The sequence below is a fragment of the Bacillus sp. ISL-41 genome (assembly GCF_018613235.1).
Classification (GTDB): domain Bacteria; phylum Bacillota; class Bacilli; order Bacillales; family Cytobacillaceae; genus Mesobacillus.
Window position 1 is genome coordinate 1 of the sequence record NZ_JAGGQP010000051.1, and the last position, 16,806, is coordinate 16,806.

Consider the following 16,806-nt stretch of genomic DNA (forward strand, 5'->3'; position numbering starts at 1 on the left):
CCAGTTTCTTCGTTTCTGGACATCGGCTATACTTTTCGATTTCGGTCTGCCCAATGAAGTCAAAGAACGACTTCACCGGTCAGCCCTCCAGCGCTTGTCGGGGCTGACCAAGGCGCTTGCGCTTTTCTTCAAGTATAACTCATTCTGGTTTGAATGTGAAAAAGACAATCTTCCATCGGACTTGCGAATTTCCGCGAATTATGGAAAACTCAAATTAGATTCAATTATTACCTTTTAAGAGGAGGCAAAGCTTATGCCATACGTAACAGTAAAAATGATTGAAGGCCGCACAGAAGATCAAAAGAAGGCACTAGTTGAAAAAGTAACCGACGCTGTCAGCGAAACAACAGGTGCACCAAAAGAGAAAGTCGTCGTGTTCATCGAAGAAATGTCAAAGAACCACTATGCCGTCGCAGGCAAGCGATTGAGTGACGAATAGAATTAGAATGGACTAAAGCTCAGAGGATTCTGGGCTTTTTTCTTTTTTTTACCGGTTTACCTGCGCCTTCCCTTTTCCTGGCGCATGTTTCCTTTTCTTGTGACCGTTATCCGCGATTTCCTCTTTCACGGGCACTTGATTCCCTTTCTTGTGACCGTGAACCGCGATTTCCTCTTTCACGGGCACTTGATTCCCTTTCTTGTGACCGTGAACCGCTATTTCACGTTTTCACGGGCACTAGATTCCTTTTCTTGTGACCGTGAAACACGGTTTTACCCTTTCACGGGCACTAGATTCCCTTTCTTGTGACCGTGATCCGCGATTTCCTCTTTTCACGGGCACTAGATTCCCTTTCTTGTGACCGTGATCCGCGATTTCCTCTTTTCACGGGCACTAGATTCCCTTTCTTGTGACCGTGAACCGCTATTTCACGTTTTCACGGGCACATGTTTCCCTTTCTTGTGACCGTGAAACACGGTTTTCCCTTTTCACGGGCACATGTTTCTCTTTCTTGTGACCGTTATCCGCGATTTCCTCTTTTCACGGGCACTAGATTCCCTTTCTTGTGACCGTGAAACACGGTTTTCCCCTTTCACGGGCACATGTTTCCCTTTTTTTATAAAAAAAAACCGAGCACACAACCCAATAAAAGGTCCCATACTCGATCCATAATAAAAATCCTCTTATGCTAATAATTGCCTGGACTTATTCTTCAAACTCGCGATATATGCGTATGCTTCATCAATTTCTTCGTCGGTGTATTTCTGGCTCTTTTTCACGGTCTGGATTTTTTCCCGGACTTCGGCTTCTGGTAAGTTATCAAAATACAAAACAGTTGAAACGAGTTCAAGGAATCTTGCATTCTGGTCGTTGATGTCGGTCAGGCAGTCGCCGAGGCATGGCATTTCGACGGTGTTCTCACCAAGGAATTCCTGGCCTGCTTCGGTCAACGTATAGCGGTACTGATAGTAGCCGCCCTTTTTTTCCTTCACTTCATCCAAAAAGCCCATGTTGCAAAGCTCTTCCACCCTTAGTGTAAGTTCTTCTGAATATGGTCCGTAAAAATGGAACTGGAATCGTTCCTGGAAAGGAAACTCCATCTTTTTTGCGATATAGATCATTTTCTGCAGCTTTTTTCTGCCGATGACCTCTCCGGAAACTGAAATAGCATGTATGATTTTAGCGTGGTCTTTTAACAAAACGCGTCAACTCCTGTATCAAATGGTCCCATTGTCTAAGTTCAGCTCAAGAATCTGTGCAATCTTTTCAATCTCAGGGCGTGCTTTCTCCTTTTCCAGGAAATCGGAAGGATAATATAGTTTATGGTCTGTACGCCTTTTGCCCGATATGGCATCGACAATCTCAGACTCGCGTGACAGTTCGCGGATTTCCCCGTTTTTCTTCAGCAGATGGATCGGAAGCCTTTCCTCCTCTTCACCCGGACGGTAAAAATCATACGGCAGGTCTGATGATGAGTCGACAACCAGGTAATACTCAGGATCCAATCCCGCCTGCTCGAATAACACAGAAAGCTGAGCCAGCTTCTTGTATTCTTTGGCCGGGTCGAACTCGACGTATTTAAAGAGATTGCGGTTATTGAAGCGGCGGCACAAATCGCTCAGGATTGCGTCCTCTTCTTCCTCCCAGATCTGGAAATAGTAGAGGAATACGGCTTCATCCAATTTTAAATAGTCTTGCAGTGTCATACGATCCTCAAAGATTGAGTAAAAATGGTGCGGTTTATGTTTAAAAGTGTAGTTTTGCTCGTGAAGGTGTTTGGCACGGTGCAGGATTTTCGTCAGGATGACCTCGGCACTTCTTGTCACTGGATGGAAATAAACCTGCCAGTACATCTGGTAGCGGCTCATTATGTAGTCCTCGACAGCATGCATCCCGCTCTGCTTGATGACAACCTGGTCCTCACGCGGGCGCATGACGCGCAAAATCCGTTCCATATCAAAATGTCCGTAGCTGACTCCGGTAAAATAGGCATCCCTTTGCAAGTAATCCATCCTGTCAGCGTCAATCTGGCTCGAAATCAGGCTGATGACAAGCTTGTTTTCATACGTTTTTTCAATAACCTCAGCGACCTTTTTCGGGAAGTCCGGTGCCACTCTTGTCAGCACCTGATTCACTTCGGTATCACCAAGGATGATTTCCCTTGTAAAATCCTCATGGTCAAGGTCGAATACCTTCTCGAATGAATGCGAGAAAGGCCCATGGCCAAGGTCGTGGAGCAGGGCTGCACATAGTGAGAGCAGTCTTTCTCCTTCGTTCCATTCCGGGCGGGAAGCAAACGCATTATCCACGATCCGGCGCGTAATTTCATAGACGCCCAGTGAGTGGTTGAAGCGGCTGTGTTCAGCTCCGTGGAAGGTCAGGTAAGTGGTGCCGAGCTGCTTGATCCTTCTCAGACGCTGGAACTCCTTCGTCCCGATCAAATCCCAGATCACCAGGTCACGGACATGGACATAGCGGTGTACTGGATCTTTGAATACTTTTTCTTCAAGTAATTTTTCTTCCGAATATCCCATCGTTCTCCTTCTTCCTGATTAACTTGTTTTTATTATAGCCTGTTTCGTTCGGCAATTCATCTTGATTTTCTGCAAATTTTTACAAAAATTGCATATATCTATACAGGGTTCTGTTGATTTCCGTTCCAGGCACTTCGCTTTCCTGGGAAGAAATATGAAAAAGCCCAACTGCCGGTTTTTTCAAAAATCAATTTCTTCCTTGGGGCCGGATCTGAGCCTCCTCGCCTCCGTTAACCTCTGCGGGGTCTCACCTGTCCGGCTGATCCCGCAGGACATTGAATTGCTTCCTCGAACCTACCCACACACGATGGAAATGCGTTAGCATTTTCGGAGGAGTCTTCGCGCCTTCCACTACAATCACCAGGTTTTTTAATCATGCTATTTTAAAATGCTTTATCAGTCAAAAAGTACTCCATTACTTTACTTTCCAATTTCTAAGCAGGGTTAAACTAGTTTGCAAGTTTCCCTGGAAAAAAAATCACCTCTAAACGGTTGTTTAAAGGTGTGATTTATTTAGGCTTTTCGGAGCCGTTATATGAAAGATATAAAAACTACTTAAGTTTCTTCTGGACTTTTTCCATCAGCTCTTCTTCAGTCAGTGCAGCTACTGGCCGGTTGTTGACGAACGCGAATGTCTTTTTCCTGCCTGGTCCGCAATATGACTGGCAGGCGATGTCGACAGTCGCTTCAGGATCCAGCTGTTTCAGCTTCGGAATCAATGTTTTAAGGTTTACGGCCTGACAATCGTCGCAAACACGGAATTCGTTTGCCATTTAGGACAACCCTTTCTATAAATACTGTCCAGCTCCAGCGCCAGTCTCATCATTCACAAGCAGCTCCCTGCAAAATCGGGAAAGCCTGTCTCTAAATATGGCGCCTCCGCTTTTCGTTTTAGACTAAAGCGTATTTTACCTCTTATTTAAAATGAATGCAAGCTGTTGAACAGGACCTATTGCTTATCTATTTAAATGAAAAACACGTATTTCAGGCAAAAAATCTACTATCCTTCCATTTTATGATGTATAACCTTTCCAATTTCCGGACAAGATTGAAATATAAGTTTCAATGTTGACCAAAGTAAAAGGGAGTTGAAGAAAAATGAAGACACGCCAGGATGCCTGGACGGAAGAGAATGATTTATTGCTAGCTGAAACCGTGCTGCGACATGTAAGGGAAGGCAGCACACAATTGAACGCATTTGAAGAGGTGGGCGACAAGCTTGACCGTACTTCAGCCGCCTGTGGATTCCGCTGGAACGCAGTCGTCAGGCATAGCTATGAAAAAGCACTGCAGCTTGCGAAAAAGCAGCGAAAACAGAGACAGAGAATCCTAGGAAAGGACCAGGGAGGCAAAAAGAAACTGCTTTACAATCCTCCGGTGCCTGCGCTGGATGAAAGTTTGACAGGTTCTCTTCCAGCAATCGACCAGCCTGAAGCTCAGCCAACCTTCGACCTGTCCATGCTCGAGCAGGACGACAAGCAAATTGATGCAGCACTCATGGCTGAAATGCAAGATTTAGTGAACAAGAGTCAGGAACAAAAGGACTACTCTACTGAAGCCGCTGCGGAAATGTCAGAAGTGCCTGTACAGGAGACGCAGCCAAGAATAACCAAGACGACCCAAACAACACCTGCCCGGCATACTGTGCCGCCAACAGGCCTGACAATGGGACATGTGATCGCTTATCTGCAAAGCCTGAACGGCTCATCGCTCCAGGTAGATATTTATAAGAGCGAGAATGAAAGATTGAAGCGTGAAATCCATAGTTTAAGGAAACAGAACGAAGAGCTTCAGCAAAAGATAAACAGGCTTGAGGACAATACCAACACAATGCAAGAAGATTACGAAACTCTGATGAAAATCATGAACCGTGCCCGAAAGCTGGCTCTGTTTGAAGAAGAAGAGCGCCCGGCAACGAAGTTCAAGATGGACCGGAACGGCAACCTCGAAAAAGTAGCCGAATAGAAATCTAGTTTGTAAATAGATAGATGGCAGATGGAGAAGAAGTGGCAACAGCCCCCTCTTAAGCTCTTAGGAGACTTTAAATTGGTACTGGTAGTAAATTAATAATTAGGTTTCCAAAAGAGCCTAAAAAAGCCGGAAAACATGGTTTCCGGCTTTTGTGCTTTTTATAGATTTATTCTTTTCAGCTATCTATTCTCGGGGCTCAAGAAATTTTTCATTCCGCTCGATGACCCGGTTGTAGTAATGATCAAACAGCTCAATCTCATGGCTGTCCAGATAGCCTGATACCAGCTCATTGCTGTTGGCATTCAGGAATTTCAAAAACCGCAGCATCACATCCTGAATCGTCATTTTTGTTCCGAACAGTTCAGATAACGATGCCATTACTTCTGGCTGGACCTCCGGATAGATGAATTTGGTCTGCTCCCCTTTTTTAGAGCGGGCATAAAATTCACGGATTAGTTCAGCTCTCTGGCTGCCGCTCCCCGTGACACAAAGATAAATCTGCACGGCGACCCCTTTTTTCAGGCGGCGCTGCGAAATTCCGGCAAACTTTCTTCCGTCAATGCTTAAATCATAGCTTCCCGGACAGTATGACGCAGAAATCTCCCTTGCCTCTATATTTTTATTAAAATCAGCAAACATTTCCTTGATCAATAACCACATAGCATCATAGCCGCGGTTGATATCGATCCCTTTTTCCTTCTCAGGCAAGATGAGAGATAGGTTCAGGACTCCTTCATCAAGCACAACAGCAAGCCCCCCAGAGTTGCGGACAATATATTGATAGCCCTGCTCTTCAAGATAATCCATTCCTTCCTGGAGATGCGGGAGACGTGTATCCTGGATGCCGAGGACGACCGTGTCATGGTGAACCCATGCTCTTGCCGTAGCCGGTGACAAGCCTGTGCCGACCGATTCGCATAATGTATCATCCGTCCCGAATGACTGAAGAGCATGGAAGTGTGCACCCAGCACGGACTGGTCGATCAACCTCCACTTATCCTGACGCAATAAATTGAGCGCCTCATCCATCGTGATTTCCTCTTTTCTTTCTGTAGCTTTATCGTTGATATTATAGCATATAAAGAAACGCGCAAGCGCCTTGGTCAGACCCGGCAAGCGTTGGAGGGCTGACCAGTGAAGTCGTTCTTTGACTTCATTGGGCGGACCGAAACGACTCGAGCTGCTCAAAGCTACGCTTCTCGCAAGATACTCGAGGAGCCTTTCGGGGATGAAAACTGGCTAGGCGCTGGAGCTGGACATTTCTCGAAGTGTATACCTAAACATTTTCATCAAGCAAAAAAGCCGATCGAAAAATCCGACCGGCCAAAATTCTTTATTTTACTTGCTTAGTGCCTGTGCTGCGGTAATCAATGCCAGCTTGTATACGTCTTCTTCGCTGCAGCCGCGGGACAGGTCGTTTACCGGACGGTTCAAACCTTGTAAAATCGGTCCTACTGCTTCAAATCCGCCTAGGCGCTGAGCAATTTTATAGCCGATATTACCTGCTTCAAGGCTTGGGAATACGAATACATTGGCATTGCCCATGATCACTGAATCCGGGGCTTTCTTTTCTGCAACGGATGGAACGAATGCTGCGTCGAACTGGAACTCGCCGTCAACAATCAATAGCGGGTCACGAAGCTTTGCTTCTTCGACTGCTTTTGAAACTCTTTCCGTTTCAGGAGATACAGCTGAGCCTTTTGTAGAAAAGCTTAGCATTGCCACGCGCGGTTCGACGTCGAACATTCTTGCTGTCTTCGCACTTTCAACCGCGATTTCTGCAAGGTCCTGGCTGTCAGGCGCGATATTGATTGCACAGTCAGCAAATACATACTTCTCATCTTCGCGTACCATGATGAAGACACCAGAAGTCTTGCGCACGCCTTCCTTCGTCTTGATGATCTGCAATGCTGGCCTTACCGTGTCCGCAGTAGAGTGTGCCGCACCGCTTACAAGTCCGTCTGCTTTGTTTGAATACACAAGCATCGTGCCGAAGTAGTTTTCATCGAGAAGAATTTTGCGAGCCTGCTCTTCTGTCGCCTTCCCTTTCCGACGCTCTACGAATGCAGCGACAAGCTCATCCATCATCGCGAAGTTAGCAGGGTCGTAAATCTCTGCCGCCTCCAGCGATACATCCATTTCGGCTGCTTTTGCCTGGATCTGCTCAATATCGCCTACTAAAATTGGTGTTAATACTCCGTCTGCAGCCAGTCTTCCCGCTGCTGCCAGAATTCGTTCGTCGAGGCCTTCCGGAAACACAATCCGTAAATTTTGTCCGCTTAATTTGGCTTTCAAGCCTTCAAATAAATCACTCATGCTGACTCCTCCTTTAATCTATACTTATAGCATACTTTACCAACCTTAAAATTCAAGAATGTTACCGTTTACACCCCTGAAGTCTTTTTATTAAAAATTTTCAAGCATGTTTTCCTGCCCCTTTTACTATTTGCAATCTTTAACAAAATATCCTTTTTCCGTTCAGTATAAACAAACCAGGTTTTATTGACATGACGAATGGAGAAACTATGATATGATATTGGTATATTGATGATTTTTAGGAGTGATATAAAATGACTGAAGCAGCAGTGACTTTGGATGGCTGGTATTCCCTTCATGACTTCCGTACCGTCGATTGGACAACCTGGAAGATGCTCCCGGCAGAAGAGCGCCAGGAGATTATCCAGGAATTCCTCGGCCTTGTGGAAAAGTGGAATAAAACACAGGCAGAAAAACAGGGAAGCCATGCCCTTTATACTATTGTTGGCCAGAAAGCAGATTTCATGATGATGATCCTGCGCCCTACTATGGAAGAATTGAATGAGATCGAGACAGAATTCAACAAGTCTAAACTTGCTGAATACACGATTCCCGCTCATTCTTATGTTTCCGTTGTCGAACTGAGCAACTACCTGCCAGCGGGCGAAGATCCATACCAGAACCCGCAAATCCTTGCGCGACTTTACCCTGAGCTTCCAAAGGCGAAGCATGTTTGCTTCTATCCAATGGACAAGCGCCGCCAGGGCGAAGACAACTGGTATATGCTTCCGATGGAAGACCGCCGCAACATGATGCGCAGCCACGGCATGATCGGCCGCCAGTATGCCGGCAAAGTAAAACAGATCATCACAGGTTCTGTAGGATTCGACGACTACGAATGGGGCGTAACCTTGTTCGCAGACGATGTCCTTCAATTCAAGAAGCTTGTTTATGAAATGCGTTTTGACGAGGTCAGCGCACGATATGGTGAATTCGGTTCTTTCTTCGTAGGAAACCTGCTTGAAGAAGACCGTGTAGCAGCATACTTGAACGTATAAAATTTAAAAGTTCAATCCCCAGGCATATGTCTGGGGATTTTTGTGTTTCCTTATGGGTCATGAAAAGAATTTTCGTTCAAGAATGTTCGAGTCATAAAATCAAGCTTTCCTCATATGTATTGAATAGTGAGGATTCATTTTACTTGTTCTCCCAACCTGTAAAAGCTCAACTTCACCATTTACATATATAAAGGTGAATTTGAAGGAAAGGAAAAATACTTTTAAGGAGGCTACACAATGACTCAATATAATAACCCATACTATAACTACAGAACCTACCCGCAAATGTATCAGCCGTACAGCGGCACAGAAGAACAGGCAACTGCTCAAGGACAGATGGGACAGATGGGACAGATGCAACAAATGGGGCAAGCGGGATTCCCACAAGCCACACAATTCCCTGCCCAGTCTGGCGGTGCTATGCCAGGTGTTTCCGTGCCAGGTGGTGCTATGCCTGGTGCAGGTGCAGGCGCCCAGATCCCGGGAATGCTTCCAATCGAAGCATCTTATATTGAAAATATCCTTCGCCTTAATAAAGGCAAGCTCGCTACCGTCTATGCTACTTTTGAAAACAACACTGAATGGAACGCAAAAATATTCCAGGGTATCATTGAAGCCGCTGGTCGGGATCACCTGATTCTCAGTGATCCGCAAACAGGAAAACGGGTTTTGCTGCCGATGATTTACCTTGATTACGTCACTTTTGATGAAGAAATCGAGTACGATTATCCATTCGGCGGCGGATCTGGATTGACTGCTTATCCACCAAGATAAGAGGAAGTTAAAAGGAGCACACCATACGGCGTGCTCCTTTTCTTTGTATTCGAAACCGTTTTAACTATAAATACTTTACAGCCGCAATCATCAGCAATACCCAGGCTGCCAGGAAGGATACACCGCCAAGCGGGGTAATTGCACCAAGTACGCTTATCTTTGTGACACTCAAGACATACAGGCTGCCGGAAAACAATACAATACCAATCAGCATCAGCCAGCCGGACCAGGATAGAAGCGCACTAGCCGGAAGCTTCCCTAAAAGAACTCCTATGATTAAAATACCGGTTGCATGGAACATCTGGTATGTAACCCCTGTTTTCCATGTTTCTAAATATTTCGGCTCAACCTTGCCTTCCAGTCCATGTGCCCCAAATGCTCCAAGCCCGACTGCCAGAAAAGCATTGATGGCTCCAATCAAGATAAATAATTTCATCACTTTCACCTCTTAAAATTAGAAATCGAAGAGCGAGTCTCCGTTTGCGCTATCTTCCATTTCCAGCTTTTTGGGCTGCGGAATCATAGTAGACTGCTGGTTTATCGGCATCTGCTGCTTAGGAATGCTATGCTGTGGCGGAATATGAGGGTGAGCTGCCTGTTTTACAGGTTCAGCATTCCCTCTGCTATGCTCTAACGGCTCATCAAGGACAAGCTCGCAAAGCGTTTTGATCGAATGGATCCTTTCCCGCTTTACTGCATCCGAATCCGCTGATTTTGCCCGCATTAATTCTTCTTCCATTTTCAGCAGTAATTTTTGCAGTGAAATATTCATCGACTCACCTCCATAGGGTGTTATATATGTAAATCCTACGAATCATGTAATTATTGTACCGTTCCATTCTACAACAATTCACACGTTTTTTCGACTTTAGCTAAGAACCATGACAGTTCCACGTGGAACATGTCGTTTTTTGTATATAAAAGAGCCCTGGTTCACAAGGCTTTGACTATTCAAACTTCTTTTTTAGTTTGGAGGATAAACAAGGCTGTTCATTTCCATTCCAGGCGCTTCGCTTTCCGCGGGAAGATTTAAGAAAAAGCCCAAGTGCCGGCTTTTTCAAAGTGCAAATTCTTCCTTGGCGTCCTGGGATCCTCCTCGGCGCAAGCGCCTGTGGGGTCTCCCACTGACCTTTCATCCCGCAGGACACTGATTGAACTTCCTCGAGCTGCCCACGCACGATGGAAATGCGTTAGCATTTTCGGAGGAGTCTACGCGCCTTCTATTACAATCAACAGGACTTACAAACTCAGTATGGAGTGTTACAAATGCCTCTATTATTCTTATAAAGATGGAGCCCCTAACCTTCCAGTTTTTCAATTTGCCAGTCGATTTCTTGGTCACCCTGCTCTCTCAGCAGTTCGTTTACGTTGGAAAATGGTTTGCTGCCGAAGAAGCCTCTTCTTGCTGACAGCGGACTTGGATGGACAGACATGATGATTTTATGTTTGTCCTCATCAATCAGCTTCAATTTACTTTGTGCCGGTTTGCCCCAGAGGATGAAAATCACCGGCTTTTTACGCTCATTCAACAAGGTGATTACTTTATCGGTAAAATGTTCCCAGCCTTTTCCCCTGTGTGAATTGGCTTCCCCTTCCCTTACTGTAAGGACCGTATTTAAAAGAAGCACTCCCTGGTCTGCCCATTTTTTCAGATAGCCATGGTCTGGAATCTCACAGCCAAGGTCACCATTCAGCTCCTTATAAATATTCCGGAGCGAAGGCGGGATCTTGACACCGGGTTTCACCGAAAAGCTCAAGCCATGGGCCTGCCCGTGGCCATGATATGGGTCCTGTCCAAGAATCACCACTTTTACGTCCTCATAATCGGTGAACTTCAAAGCATTAAATATATCATCTTTTTCTGGATAGACTGTCTTAGTGCGATATTCTTCAATTAAAAACTCTCTCAAATCCAGATAGTAGGCCTTTTCAAATTCCTCAGCCAACAGCGGCTCCCAGCCATTATTTATAAGTGCTATTGCGAACATCTCCCTTCATTTCTATCAAACTACCCGTTTTCTGAAACTATATGTGAACAATTCCCAGCATGTTTAAAAGTATCTGTACCGGTTATATAAATAGTGTAGACGGTGAAGGCTAAAAAAGCTTCCCAAAACTAGTATAGGCAATAAAACTATAAGGAGGAAGATACTATGATGAAAGTAGAAGTAGTAGAAAACGGAGTCCAAGCTACAGAAAAAATCAACTCTCTTGAAGCAGCAGGCTTTGGCAAAGAAAATATTTATGTCTTCGCACATGATGAAGATCGCAGCAAGCATTTGACAGATGCTATTGAAACAGGCGACATGGGCTTCAAGGAGCAAGGTTTCTTTGATTCCATCGGAAATATGTTCAAGTCCCGAGGAGACGAGCTTCGCAATAAGTTCGAATCGCTTGGCCTTTCAAAGCAAGAGGCTGAGCAGTACGAAGTTGAATTGGACAAAGGCCGTCTAGTGCTAGTTGCGTCTGATGAAGTAAAATAATAAACACAATCATATAGCATAACCGATCCATAAAGATCGTTTATATAGAAACCCCCTGCCGATTTGGCAGGGGGTTTGCGCGTGTATAGGGATTTATCCGAAAAATCTTTGATAGATGCTCCGTGCCTGAGCCAGGTCCTTTGTTCCATGAATGAGAGCACGTCCATCCTGAAAAATAACCATCCTGTTGTCAACCATGTCTACGGATACCAGGTATGGATTTCCCTTAACCTGATAGCCTAAATCCCTCATTTTTTCAGCGGTTTCCTGCAGGTTAAGCTGCTGCTGTTTCGGCGGCCTGATTTGGACAGTATCGCGTCCGCATAGAACCGTCGTCTTAGTCATGTTCTCGCCGTTTAAATAAGGATATTCAGGGTGTTCTCCGCAGCTCAGGCAACCCGGGTCCTTCGCTTTGGACATTTTCATGCTGGTGTACTGGTTGCGCCATAAATCAAAGCTGACAAATGACGTCCGCACTGCGTCCCAATCTTCAACGAGGATTTTCAGCGCTTCCGCTCCCTGATGGGCAATGACCATCTGCACTGCAGGTCCGATAATGCCTCCTGTATCACATGTCATCCCCTGCAGCGGAACGGTTTTCAGCAAACAGTTCAGGCAGGGCGTTTTTCCGGGAATGATCGAAAAACTCATGCCGAAACTACCAACGCAGGCACCATAAATCCAGGGAATCTGGTGTTTTTGTGAAATATCGTTAATCGCCATCCGTGTTTCAAAATTATCCGTGGCATCAATGATCAGATCGACTCCATCTACAAGCTCGGCTAATTTTCCAGGAGTAGCATCGGCGATATAGGCATTGATTTCTACATCAGAGTTGATTGCTCTGAGCCTTTTTTCCGCCGCCGCGGCCTTGGGAAGCTTCTCGGCAACATCTTCCTCTGTATATAATTGTTGACGCTGCAAGTTACTCGCTTCAACATAATCACGGTCCACGATCGTCAGTCGGCCAACACCTGCCCTGACCAGCAGCTCAGCATTGCCTGAACCGAGCGCCCCGGCACCAATCATCAGTACATGCTTGCTGCGGATTTTCTCCTGTCCGGCCTTGCCGATAGGAGGAAACAGCGTTTGACGTGAATATCTTTCTGACATGGGTTACCCCTCCTTGTAAAACAAACGCCCTGTTCCATCAACCATCAAGTCAACAGAACGGGCGCCGCAGTTGCTATGTCGGATCAACCGCCAGATACAGGCGGAATGAAGGCGATTGTATCTCCTTCTTTAATGATTTCATCATTGGATGAAAATTCTTCGTTGATTGCTGTCATGGAAGTATCGAGCTTCTGTACGCCGTACTTTTCAGCAACCATTTCTTTTAACTCAGCAACTGTTTTGCCAGCTGCTTCCATTTCCACTGATTCATGGCCTGCTTCGTCTCGCAGGTGGGCAAAAAATAATATTTTATTCATTGAGATCCTTCTCCTCCGGTTTCCCTGTCGGATATGGGACAGTTTCTAGTTGATTGCCGATCCATTCCTCGCCATCTTCCCAATGCTCTTTTTTCCAGATTGGGACGATTTCCTTGATGCGCTCGATTGCATAGCGATTCGCTTCATAGGCATCGTTGCGGTGCGGCGTGGATACAGCGATCACGACAGCGATATCCGTGATGTCGAGCTTGCCGACGCGGTGCGTAATCGCAACCTCGGCCCCGTTCCAGCGCTCCTGGATTTCCGTGCCGATCTGCTCGAGCTTTTTCACTGCCATCGGCTCATATGCTTCATATATAAGGTAAAGGGTTTTTTTGCCCTTTGTCAATTCACGGACAGTGCCAATGAAAGTCGTGATAGCCCCGGCTTCACGCTGGACCACTTTATCAATGACAGATTGAACGTTGATTGGATCTTTCGCTATTTCATAATTCATCAAAATCACCTCAATAAACTGATCCGGATCAGGATTTTTTATTTTTTACGGACACTTTCTCTGGTTTCTGACTCCAGTTTGTCCGTTAGAGCTCTTCTATCGGACACTTTCACCGGTTCCCGCCTCCGATTTGTCCGTTAGAGCCCTGCTATCGGACACTTTCCTCGGGTTCTGCCTCTGATTTGTCCGTTAGAGCCGCACAAAAACCTAAAAATAAACCGGCTCTGGGTTCTCGACGACGGCATACCCGCCGATCTTGGCGACTTCGGCTCTGAAGGCTTCAGACTGGATCACGTTCCTTAACCAGATACCCTTTTCGCTTTCGAAAAATGCCTTTGTCATCAGTAAATCGTAGTTTTCATCAGAGACCGGGATGAAGTCAAGACCCATTGCCCTGGCTGCCGGGAAGATTCCGAGGCCTGCTGCATTGTCATTTCCTTTTACTTCAGCGGCGACGCTCAGGTGCGAGAACATTTCACGGTCGTAGCCGTTTACATCGTCTGCACTCAAACCTGCTTCTTTTAACAATAAATCAAACAATATGCGTGTGCCGGCGCCCTTTTGCCTGTTGGCATAATCTATGCCCTTTTCGGCAATGTCGCTGACGTTCTGTATTCCAAACGGGTTGCCTTTTGGAAGCAGCCACCCCTGGGTTCTTTTTAAAAATGGATAAAGGACTGCGTCTTGACCCGCAAGAAACTTCCTTACGTAAGTAACATTATATTCCTTTGTCTCCGGGTCCAGCAAATGAATGCCCGCTACATGGGCTTCCCCTTTTCTGATTGCCATTAAACCGGCCATGCTGCCAACATGGGAAGAAACAATTTTCATGTCGGTACGCTGCTTCTTGAGCTGGGAGGACAGAAGGTCAATCGTCAAATCATGACTGCCGCTGAAGACGATCGCGTTCTTGATCTCTTCGACAGGCCTGTACAGCTCGACCTCGACATTGTCTCCTTGTTCATATCCCAGCTCCTCAGGCGGTACGACGAGCAAACCGTCCGCACGCACAAGCGACATGGTGACGCCCGCTGCGCGTGTCAGCGGATTGGCGACAAATTGTCCATCCACATAGCCGATATTCATTCGGACAAAGTCCTCAGCCCCCATCGTGGAGACGATCCTGCGGCCAAGCTTTACCTTGAGCTTTGGCCTTTCTGGTTCTGGTACACCTAGATATTTACAAACGAGCGGCCTTACAAACCACTCAAGTGACATGTACGCAGAAACTGGATAGCCCGGTACACCGACGACTACCTTATCTTTAATTTTCCCGAGAATGACTGGCTTACCCGGCCTTGTTGCGACTCCATGGGTAAAAACAGTCCCAAGCTCCTCAAGAATATGGACTGTATAATCTTTTGATCCAGCGGATGATCCGGCATTGATGACGACGATATCCGATGTCTCCACCGCATTCAGGAGTGCTTCCCTGATTTTTTCCGGCTCATCCTTCACGATTGGGTGCAAATACGGGTTGCCGCCCCAATCTTCTACATAATTGCTGAAAACTGTTCCATTGAATTCAATAATCCTGCCTGATGTAAGTGATGCGTCTGCACTGACAAGCTCATTTCCCGTCGGGATGATGGTCACCAGCGGCTTTTTGACGACGGCTACCTCGGTGATCTGGGCTGCAAGAAGCGCCCCAAGATCCGCAGGCCGCAGTCGATGTCCCTGTGTGAACAGCATTTCCTCCTGGACGATATCCTCGCCGATCGGGCGGATATGCTGCCATGGTGTTGCGGGCTCGATGATTTCAATCGTCTCCTCATCGATGACCTGGATGTTCTCCACCATGATCACGGCATTATATTGAGGCGGAATCGCATTACCGGTATCAACGTATACAAATTGCTCGCCTTTTTTCAAATGAAGAGGGCGCTGTTCATGCGCTTCATATGTATCCTCTGCATTCACGGCAACGCCGTCCATCGCGGATGCATGGTAAAAAGGCATCGAGACATTGGCGAAAACAGGTTCAGCAGTTATCCGTCCAAGTGCAGAGGCAGCCGGGATCCACTCTTTTTCCTGAGGCAGGTCGAACGCGGCCAGCACTTCATTCCTGGCTTGTGCTCTCGGCTTGTCTTCAAGATAAATTTTTCGATTATAGCGTATTTTATCCATGGTGCGGCTCCCCCTATCTTGTCAAAATGACTGGAACGTATTCGCCTTGAAAAATTCCTTCTTTTTCGGATACAATCTCGACGATTCCATCGCTTTTTACCAATGTCGTAATCAGGCCTGACTTGCCGATGATCGGCTCTGCCCACCATTCTCCATCCTTTTCCTCAAGTCTTACTCTGATGTAATCGGATCTTCCTGGTGAAGAGGCAATGTTTTTTACAATCCGGGCAAAAATTCGTTCAGGCTTATGCTCGATTTTCTCGCCCTTCAGCCTTCTGAAAACCCTTTCGCCAAACAGCTTAAAAATGATCATCGCAGATGCTGGATGACCCGGCAGTCCGATGACGGGCTTTCCGTCCGCAACAGCGAGGATTGTCGGCTTCCCAGGCTTGATTGAAATTCCGTGGACAAAGACGCCCGGATCTCCAAGAGACTGGATGACTTCGGTTGTATAGTCCTTCGCGCCGACTGAGCTTCCGCCGGATAAAATCAGGCAGTCAGCCTGTTCATACAATTCGCGGGCTTTCTGGGCAAACTCATCATAGTCATCGCGTGTGATTCCGCCATAAATGAGATCGATATCCCACTCATTGACCAGGCCCTTTACGGTCAAGTAATTGATGTCGCGGATTTGGCCTGTTTCAAGTGTTTTTGTTTCAAAAGGAACGATTTCGTCCCCTGAAGAAAGGTACGCAGCCTTCAGCTTTCGGTAGACTTTCACCTCAGAAATACCAAGTGCCGCCAGTGCTCCAAGCTCCTGCGGCCGCAATCTTGTCCCTTCGGATAACAGGACTTCGCCTTCCTTGATGTCCTCGCCTTTCCTGATGACATTCTCACCCGGTGCGATTTGCTTATACGTATTCAACAGCCCGCCAATTTCCTCGCAGTGTTCGATCATCAGTACGCTGTCACTGCCTGGTGGCAGCATTCCGCCTGTCGGTACGTAAATAGCCTCGCCCCTGCCTACCGGCTTTACCGCTTCCTCGCCCATATGGACTTCGCCGGCTACATTCAAGAAGCCTGGCATCGATTCAGATGAACCATATGTGTCACGGGCGATGACGGCATAGCCATCGACGGTGGAGCGGTCAAAACCAGGTACATTCTCGCCCGCAGTGATATCCTCTGCCAGGATGTAGTGAAGCGCCTCATCCAGCGGACGGATTTCGGTTTCCGTGATCTTGCCGATTTTCTCATCAATTAACGCAAAGGTCTCCTCAACACTTTTCACTTTGAAAAATTGCATGCTGACTTACTTCCTTTCTAGCACCTGAAAA

Annotated in this window: 19 protein-coding genes; 6 read left to right on the plus strand and 13 right to left on the minus strand. The window is 46.5% G+C overall.

From position 1 onward, the window contains the following. Both J7I80_RS21810 and J7I80_RS21815 read left to right on the plus strand, forming a co-directional pair. The coding region (locus tag J7I80_RS21810; RefSeq protein ID WP_214741355.1) for a hypothetical protein at positions 1-238 on the plus strand (238 nt) is incomplete at its 5' end. A 15-nt stretch (positions 239-253) separates the two neighbouring features. After that, positions 254-439: a 2-hydroxymuconate tautomerase gene (locus tag J7I80_RS21815; RefSeq protein ID WP_044392785.1), complete on the plus strand. Its 186-nt coding sequence runs from the start codon at positions 254-256 to the stop codon at positions 437-439. 683 nt (positions 440-1,122) lie between these two features. On the opposite strand, the gene J7I80_RS21820 is transcribed toward J7I80_RS21815, so the two are convergent. The 3 genes from J7I80_RS21820 to J7I80_RS21830 all read right to left on the minus strand — a co-directional run bounded on the left by J7I80_RS21820 (position 1,123) and on the right by J7I80_RS21830 (position 3,746). Beyond that, complete coding sequence (locus J7I80_RS21820) at positions 1,123-1,638, minus strand: YwgA family protein (RefSeq protein ID WP_214741356.1); 516 nt, start codon at positions 1,636-1,638, stop codon at positions 1,123-1,125. Positions 1,639-1,656: 18 nt separating this feature from the next. Then, a complete protein-coding gene (locus tag J7I80_RS21825; protein WP_214741357.1) occupies positions 1,657-2,973 on the minus strand; it encodes an HD domain-containing protein in 1,317 nt (438 codons plus the stop codon). Positions 2,974-3,524: 551 nt separating this feature from the next. Beyond that, positions 3,525-3,746 carry a YuzB family protein gene (locus J7I80_RS21830; RefSeq protein ID WP_214741358.1) on the minus strand — a complete coding sequence of 74 codons (222 nt, stop codon included), beginning with the start codon at positions 3,744-3,746 and terminating at the stop codon, positions 3,525-3,527. Positions 3,747-4,071: 325 nt separating this feature from the next. Here J7I80_RS21830 and J7I80_RS21835 point away from each other — a divergent pair, with 325 nt between their 5' ends. Then, positions 4,072-4,938 carry an RsfA family transcriptional regulator gene (locus J7I80_RS21835; RefSeq protein ID WP_214741359.1) on the plus strand — a complete coding sequence of 289 codons (867 nt, stop codon included), beginning with the start codon at positions 4,072-4,074 and terminating at the stop codon, positions 4,936-4,938. A 189-nt stretch (positions 4,939-5,127) separates the two neighbouring features. Here J7I80_RS21835 and lipL read toward each other — a convergent pair whose 3' ends face one another. Beyond that, positions 5,128-5,973, minus strand: coding sequence for an octanoyl-[GcvH]:protein N-octanoyltransferase (gene lipL, locus J7I80_RS21840; protein ID WP_214741426.1), 846 nt, complete (start codon positions 5,971-5,973; stop codon positions 5,128-5,130). 309 nt (positions 5,974-6,282) lie between these two features. Then, positions 6,283-7,260 (minus strand): phosphate acetyltransferase, encoded by a 978-nt coding sequence (gene pta / locus J7I80_RS21845; protein ID WP_214741361.1) that lies wholly within the window; start codon positions 7,258-7,260, stop codon positions 6,283-6,285. Between the two features lie 254 nt (positions 7,261-7,514). Here pta and hemQ point away from each other — a divergent pair, with 254 nt between their 5' ends. Both hemQ and gerQ read left to right on the plus strand, forming a co-directional pair. After that, positions 7,515-8,258 (plus strand): hydrogen peroxide-dependent heme synthase, encoded by a 744-nt coding sequence (hemQ, locus tag J7I80_RS21850; RefSeq protein WP_214741363.1) that lies wholly within the window; start codon positions 7,515-7,517, stop codon positions 8,256-8,258. 237 nt (positions 8,259-8,495) lie between these two features. Further along, the gene (gerQ, locus tag J7I80_RS21855; protein ID WP_214741365.1) at positions 8,496-9,032 is read left to right on the plus strand and encodes a spore coat protein GerQ; all 537 of its coding nucleotides are present in this window, start codon (positions 8,496-8,498) and stop codon (positions 9,030-9,032) included. A 64-nt stretch (positions 9,033-9,096) separates the two neighbouring features. Here gerQ and J7I80_RS21860 read toward each other — a convergent pair whose 3' ends face one another. The 3 genes from J7I80_RS21860 to J7I80_RS21870 form a co-directional block, all read right to left on the minus strand. After that, positions 9,097-9,468 (minus strand): DUF423 domain-containing protein, encoded by a 372-nt coding sequence (locus J7I80_RS21860; protein WP_214741367.1) that lies wholly within the window; start codon positions 9,466-9,468, stop codon positions 9,097-9,099. A gap of 18 nt (positions 9,469-9,486) precedes the next feature. Next, the gene (locus tag J7I80_RS21865; protein WP_214741369.1) at positions 9,487-9,804 is read right to left on the minus strand and encodes a YwdI family protein; all 318 of its coding nucleotides are present in this window, start codon (positions 9,802-9,804) and stop codon (positions 9,487-9,489) included. A gap of 526 nt (positions 9,805-10,330) precedes the next feature. After that, positions 10,331-11,020 carry a uracil-DNA glycosylase gene (locus tag J7I80_RS21870; RefSeq protein ID WP_214741371.1) on the minus strand — a complete coding sequence of 230 codons (690 nt, stop codon included), beginning with the start codon at positions 11,018-11,020 and terminating at the stop codon, positions 10,331-10,333. 165 nt (positions 11,021-11,185) lie between these two features. Here J7I80_RS21870 and J7I80_RS21875 point away from each other — a divergent pair, with 165 nt between their 5' ends. Further along, a complete protein-coding gene (locus J7I80_RS21875) occupies positions 11,186-11,515 on the plus strand; it encodes a YflT domain-containing protein (protein ID WP_214741373.1) in 330 nt (109 codons plus the stop codon). Between the two features lie 93 nt (positions 11,516-11,608). Here J7I80_RS21875 and J7I80_RS21880 read toward each other — a convergent pair whose 3' ends face one another. The 5 genes from J7I80_RS21880 to J7I80_RS21900 all read right to left on the minus strand — a co-directional run bounded on the left by J7I80_RS21880 (position 11,609) and on the right by J7I80_RS21900 (position 16,775). Continuing rightward, a complete protein-coding gene (locus tag J7I80_RS21880) occupies positions 11,609-12,628 on the minus strand; it encodes a thiazole biosynthesis adenylyltransferase ThiF (RefSeq protein WP_214741375.1) in 1,020 nt (339 codons plus the stop codon). 83 nt (positions 12,629-12,711) lie between these two features. Further along, positions 12,712-12,945, minus strand: coding sequence for a molybdopterin converting factor subunit 1 (gene moaD, locus J7I80_RS21885; RefSeq protein ID WP_214741376.1), 234 nt, complete (start codon positions 12,943-12,945; stop codon positions 12,712-12,714). After that, positions 12,938-13,402, minus strand: a complete 465-nt coding sequence (locus J7I80_RS21890) for a molybdenum cofactor biosynthesis protein MoaE (RefSeq protein WP_023613507.1) — start codon at positions 13,400-13,402, stop codon at positions 12,938-12,940. The genes moaD and J7I80_RS21890 overlap by 8 nt, the downstream gene beginning before the upstream one ends. A 207-nt stretch (positions 13,403-13,609) precedes the next feature. Then, positions 13,610-15,529, minus strand: coding sequence for a molybdopterin biosynthesis protein (locus J7I80_RS21895; protein ID WP_214741378.1), 1,920 nt, complete (start codon positions 15,527-15,529; stop codon positions 13,610-13,612). 13 nt (positions 15,530-15,542) lie between these two features. Further along, positions 15,543-16,775 (minus strand): molybdopterin molybdotransferase MoeA, encoded by a 1,233-nt coding sequence (locus J7I80_RS21900; protein ID WP_214741380.1) that lies wholly within the window; start codon positions 16,773-16,775, stop codon positions 15,543-15,545. Positions 16,776-16,806 lie beyond the last annotated feature (31 nt).

Excerpts from the sequence above, each read along its gene's own strand:
- J7I80_RS21870 (WP_214741371.1), bottom strand. The coding sequence starts at position 11,020 with ATGTTCGCAATAGCACTTATAAATAATGGCTGGGAGCCGCTGTTGGCT.
- J7I80_RS21875 (WP_214741373.1), top strand. The coding sequence starts at position 11,186 with ATGATGAAAGTAGAAGTAGTAGAAAACGGAGTCCAAGCTACAGAAAAA.
- pta (WP_214741361.1), bottom strand. The coding sequence starts at position 7,260 with ATGAGTGATTTATTTGAAGGCTTGAAAGCCAAATTAAGCGGACAAAAT.
- J7I80_RS21815 (WP_044392785.1), top strand. The coding sequence starts at position 254 with ATGCCATACGTAACAGTAAAAATGATTGAAGGCCGCACAGAAGATCAA.
- J7I80_RS21890 (WP_023613507.1), bottom strand. The coding sequence starts at position 13,402 with ATGAATTATGAAATAGCGAAAGATCCAATCAACGTTCAATCTGTCATT.
- J7I80_RS21865 (WP_214741369.1), bottom strand. The coding sequence starts at position 9,804 with ATGAATATTTCACTGCAAAAATTACTGCTGAAAATGGAAGAAGAATTA.
- J7I80_RS21835 (WP_214741359.1), top strand. The coding sequence starts at position 4,072 with ATGAAGACACGCCAGGATGCCTGGACGGAAGAGAATGATTTATTGCTA.
- J7I80_RS21825 (WP_214741357.1), bottom strand. The coding sequence starts at position 2,973 with ATGGGATATTCGGAAGAAAAATTACTTGAAGAAAAAGTATTCAAAGAT.
- J7I80_RS21880 (WP_214741375.1), bottom strand. The coding sequence starts at position 12,628 with ATGTCAGAAAGATATTCACGTCAAACGCTGTTTCCTCCTATCGGCAAG.
- J7I80_RS21830 (WP_214741358.1), bottom strand. The coding sequence starts at position 3,746 with ATGGCAAACGAATTCCGTGTTTGCGACGATTGTCAGGCCGTAAACCTT.
- moaD (WP_214741376.1), bottom strand. The coding sequence starts at position 12,945 with ATGAATAAAATATTATTTTTTGCCCACCTGCGAGACGAAGCAGGCCAT.
- J7I80_RS21860 (WP_214741367.1), bottom strand. The coding sequence starts at position 9,468 with ATGAAATTATTTATCTTGATTGGAGCCATCAATGCTTTTCTGGCAGTC.
- J7I80_RS21900 (WP_214741380.1), bottom strand. The coding sequence starts at position 16,775 with ATGCAATTTTTCAAAGTGAAAAGTGTTGAGGAGACCTTTGCGTTAATT.
- gerQ (WP_214741365.1), top strand. The coding sequence starts at position 8,496 with ATGACTCAATATAATAACCCATACTATAACTACAGAACCTACCCGCAA.
- hemQ (WP_214741363.1), top strand. The coding sequence starts at position 7,515 with ATGACTGAAGCAGCAGTGACTTTGGATGGCTGGTATTCCCTTCATGAC.
- J7I80_RS21895 (WP_214741378.1), bottom strand. The coding sequence starts at position 15,529 with ATGGATAAAATACGCTATAATCGAAAAATTTATCTTGAAGACAAGCCG.
- lipL (WP_214741426.1), bottom strand. The coding sequence starts at position 5,973 with ATGGATGAGGCGCTCAATTTATTGCGTCAGGATAAGTGGAGGTTGATC.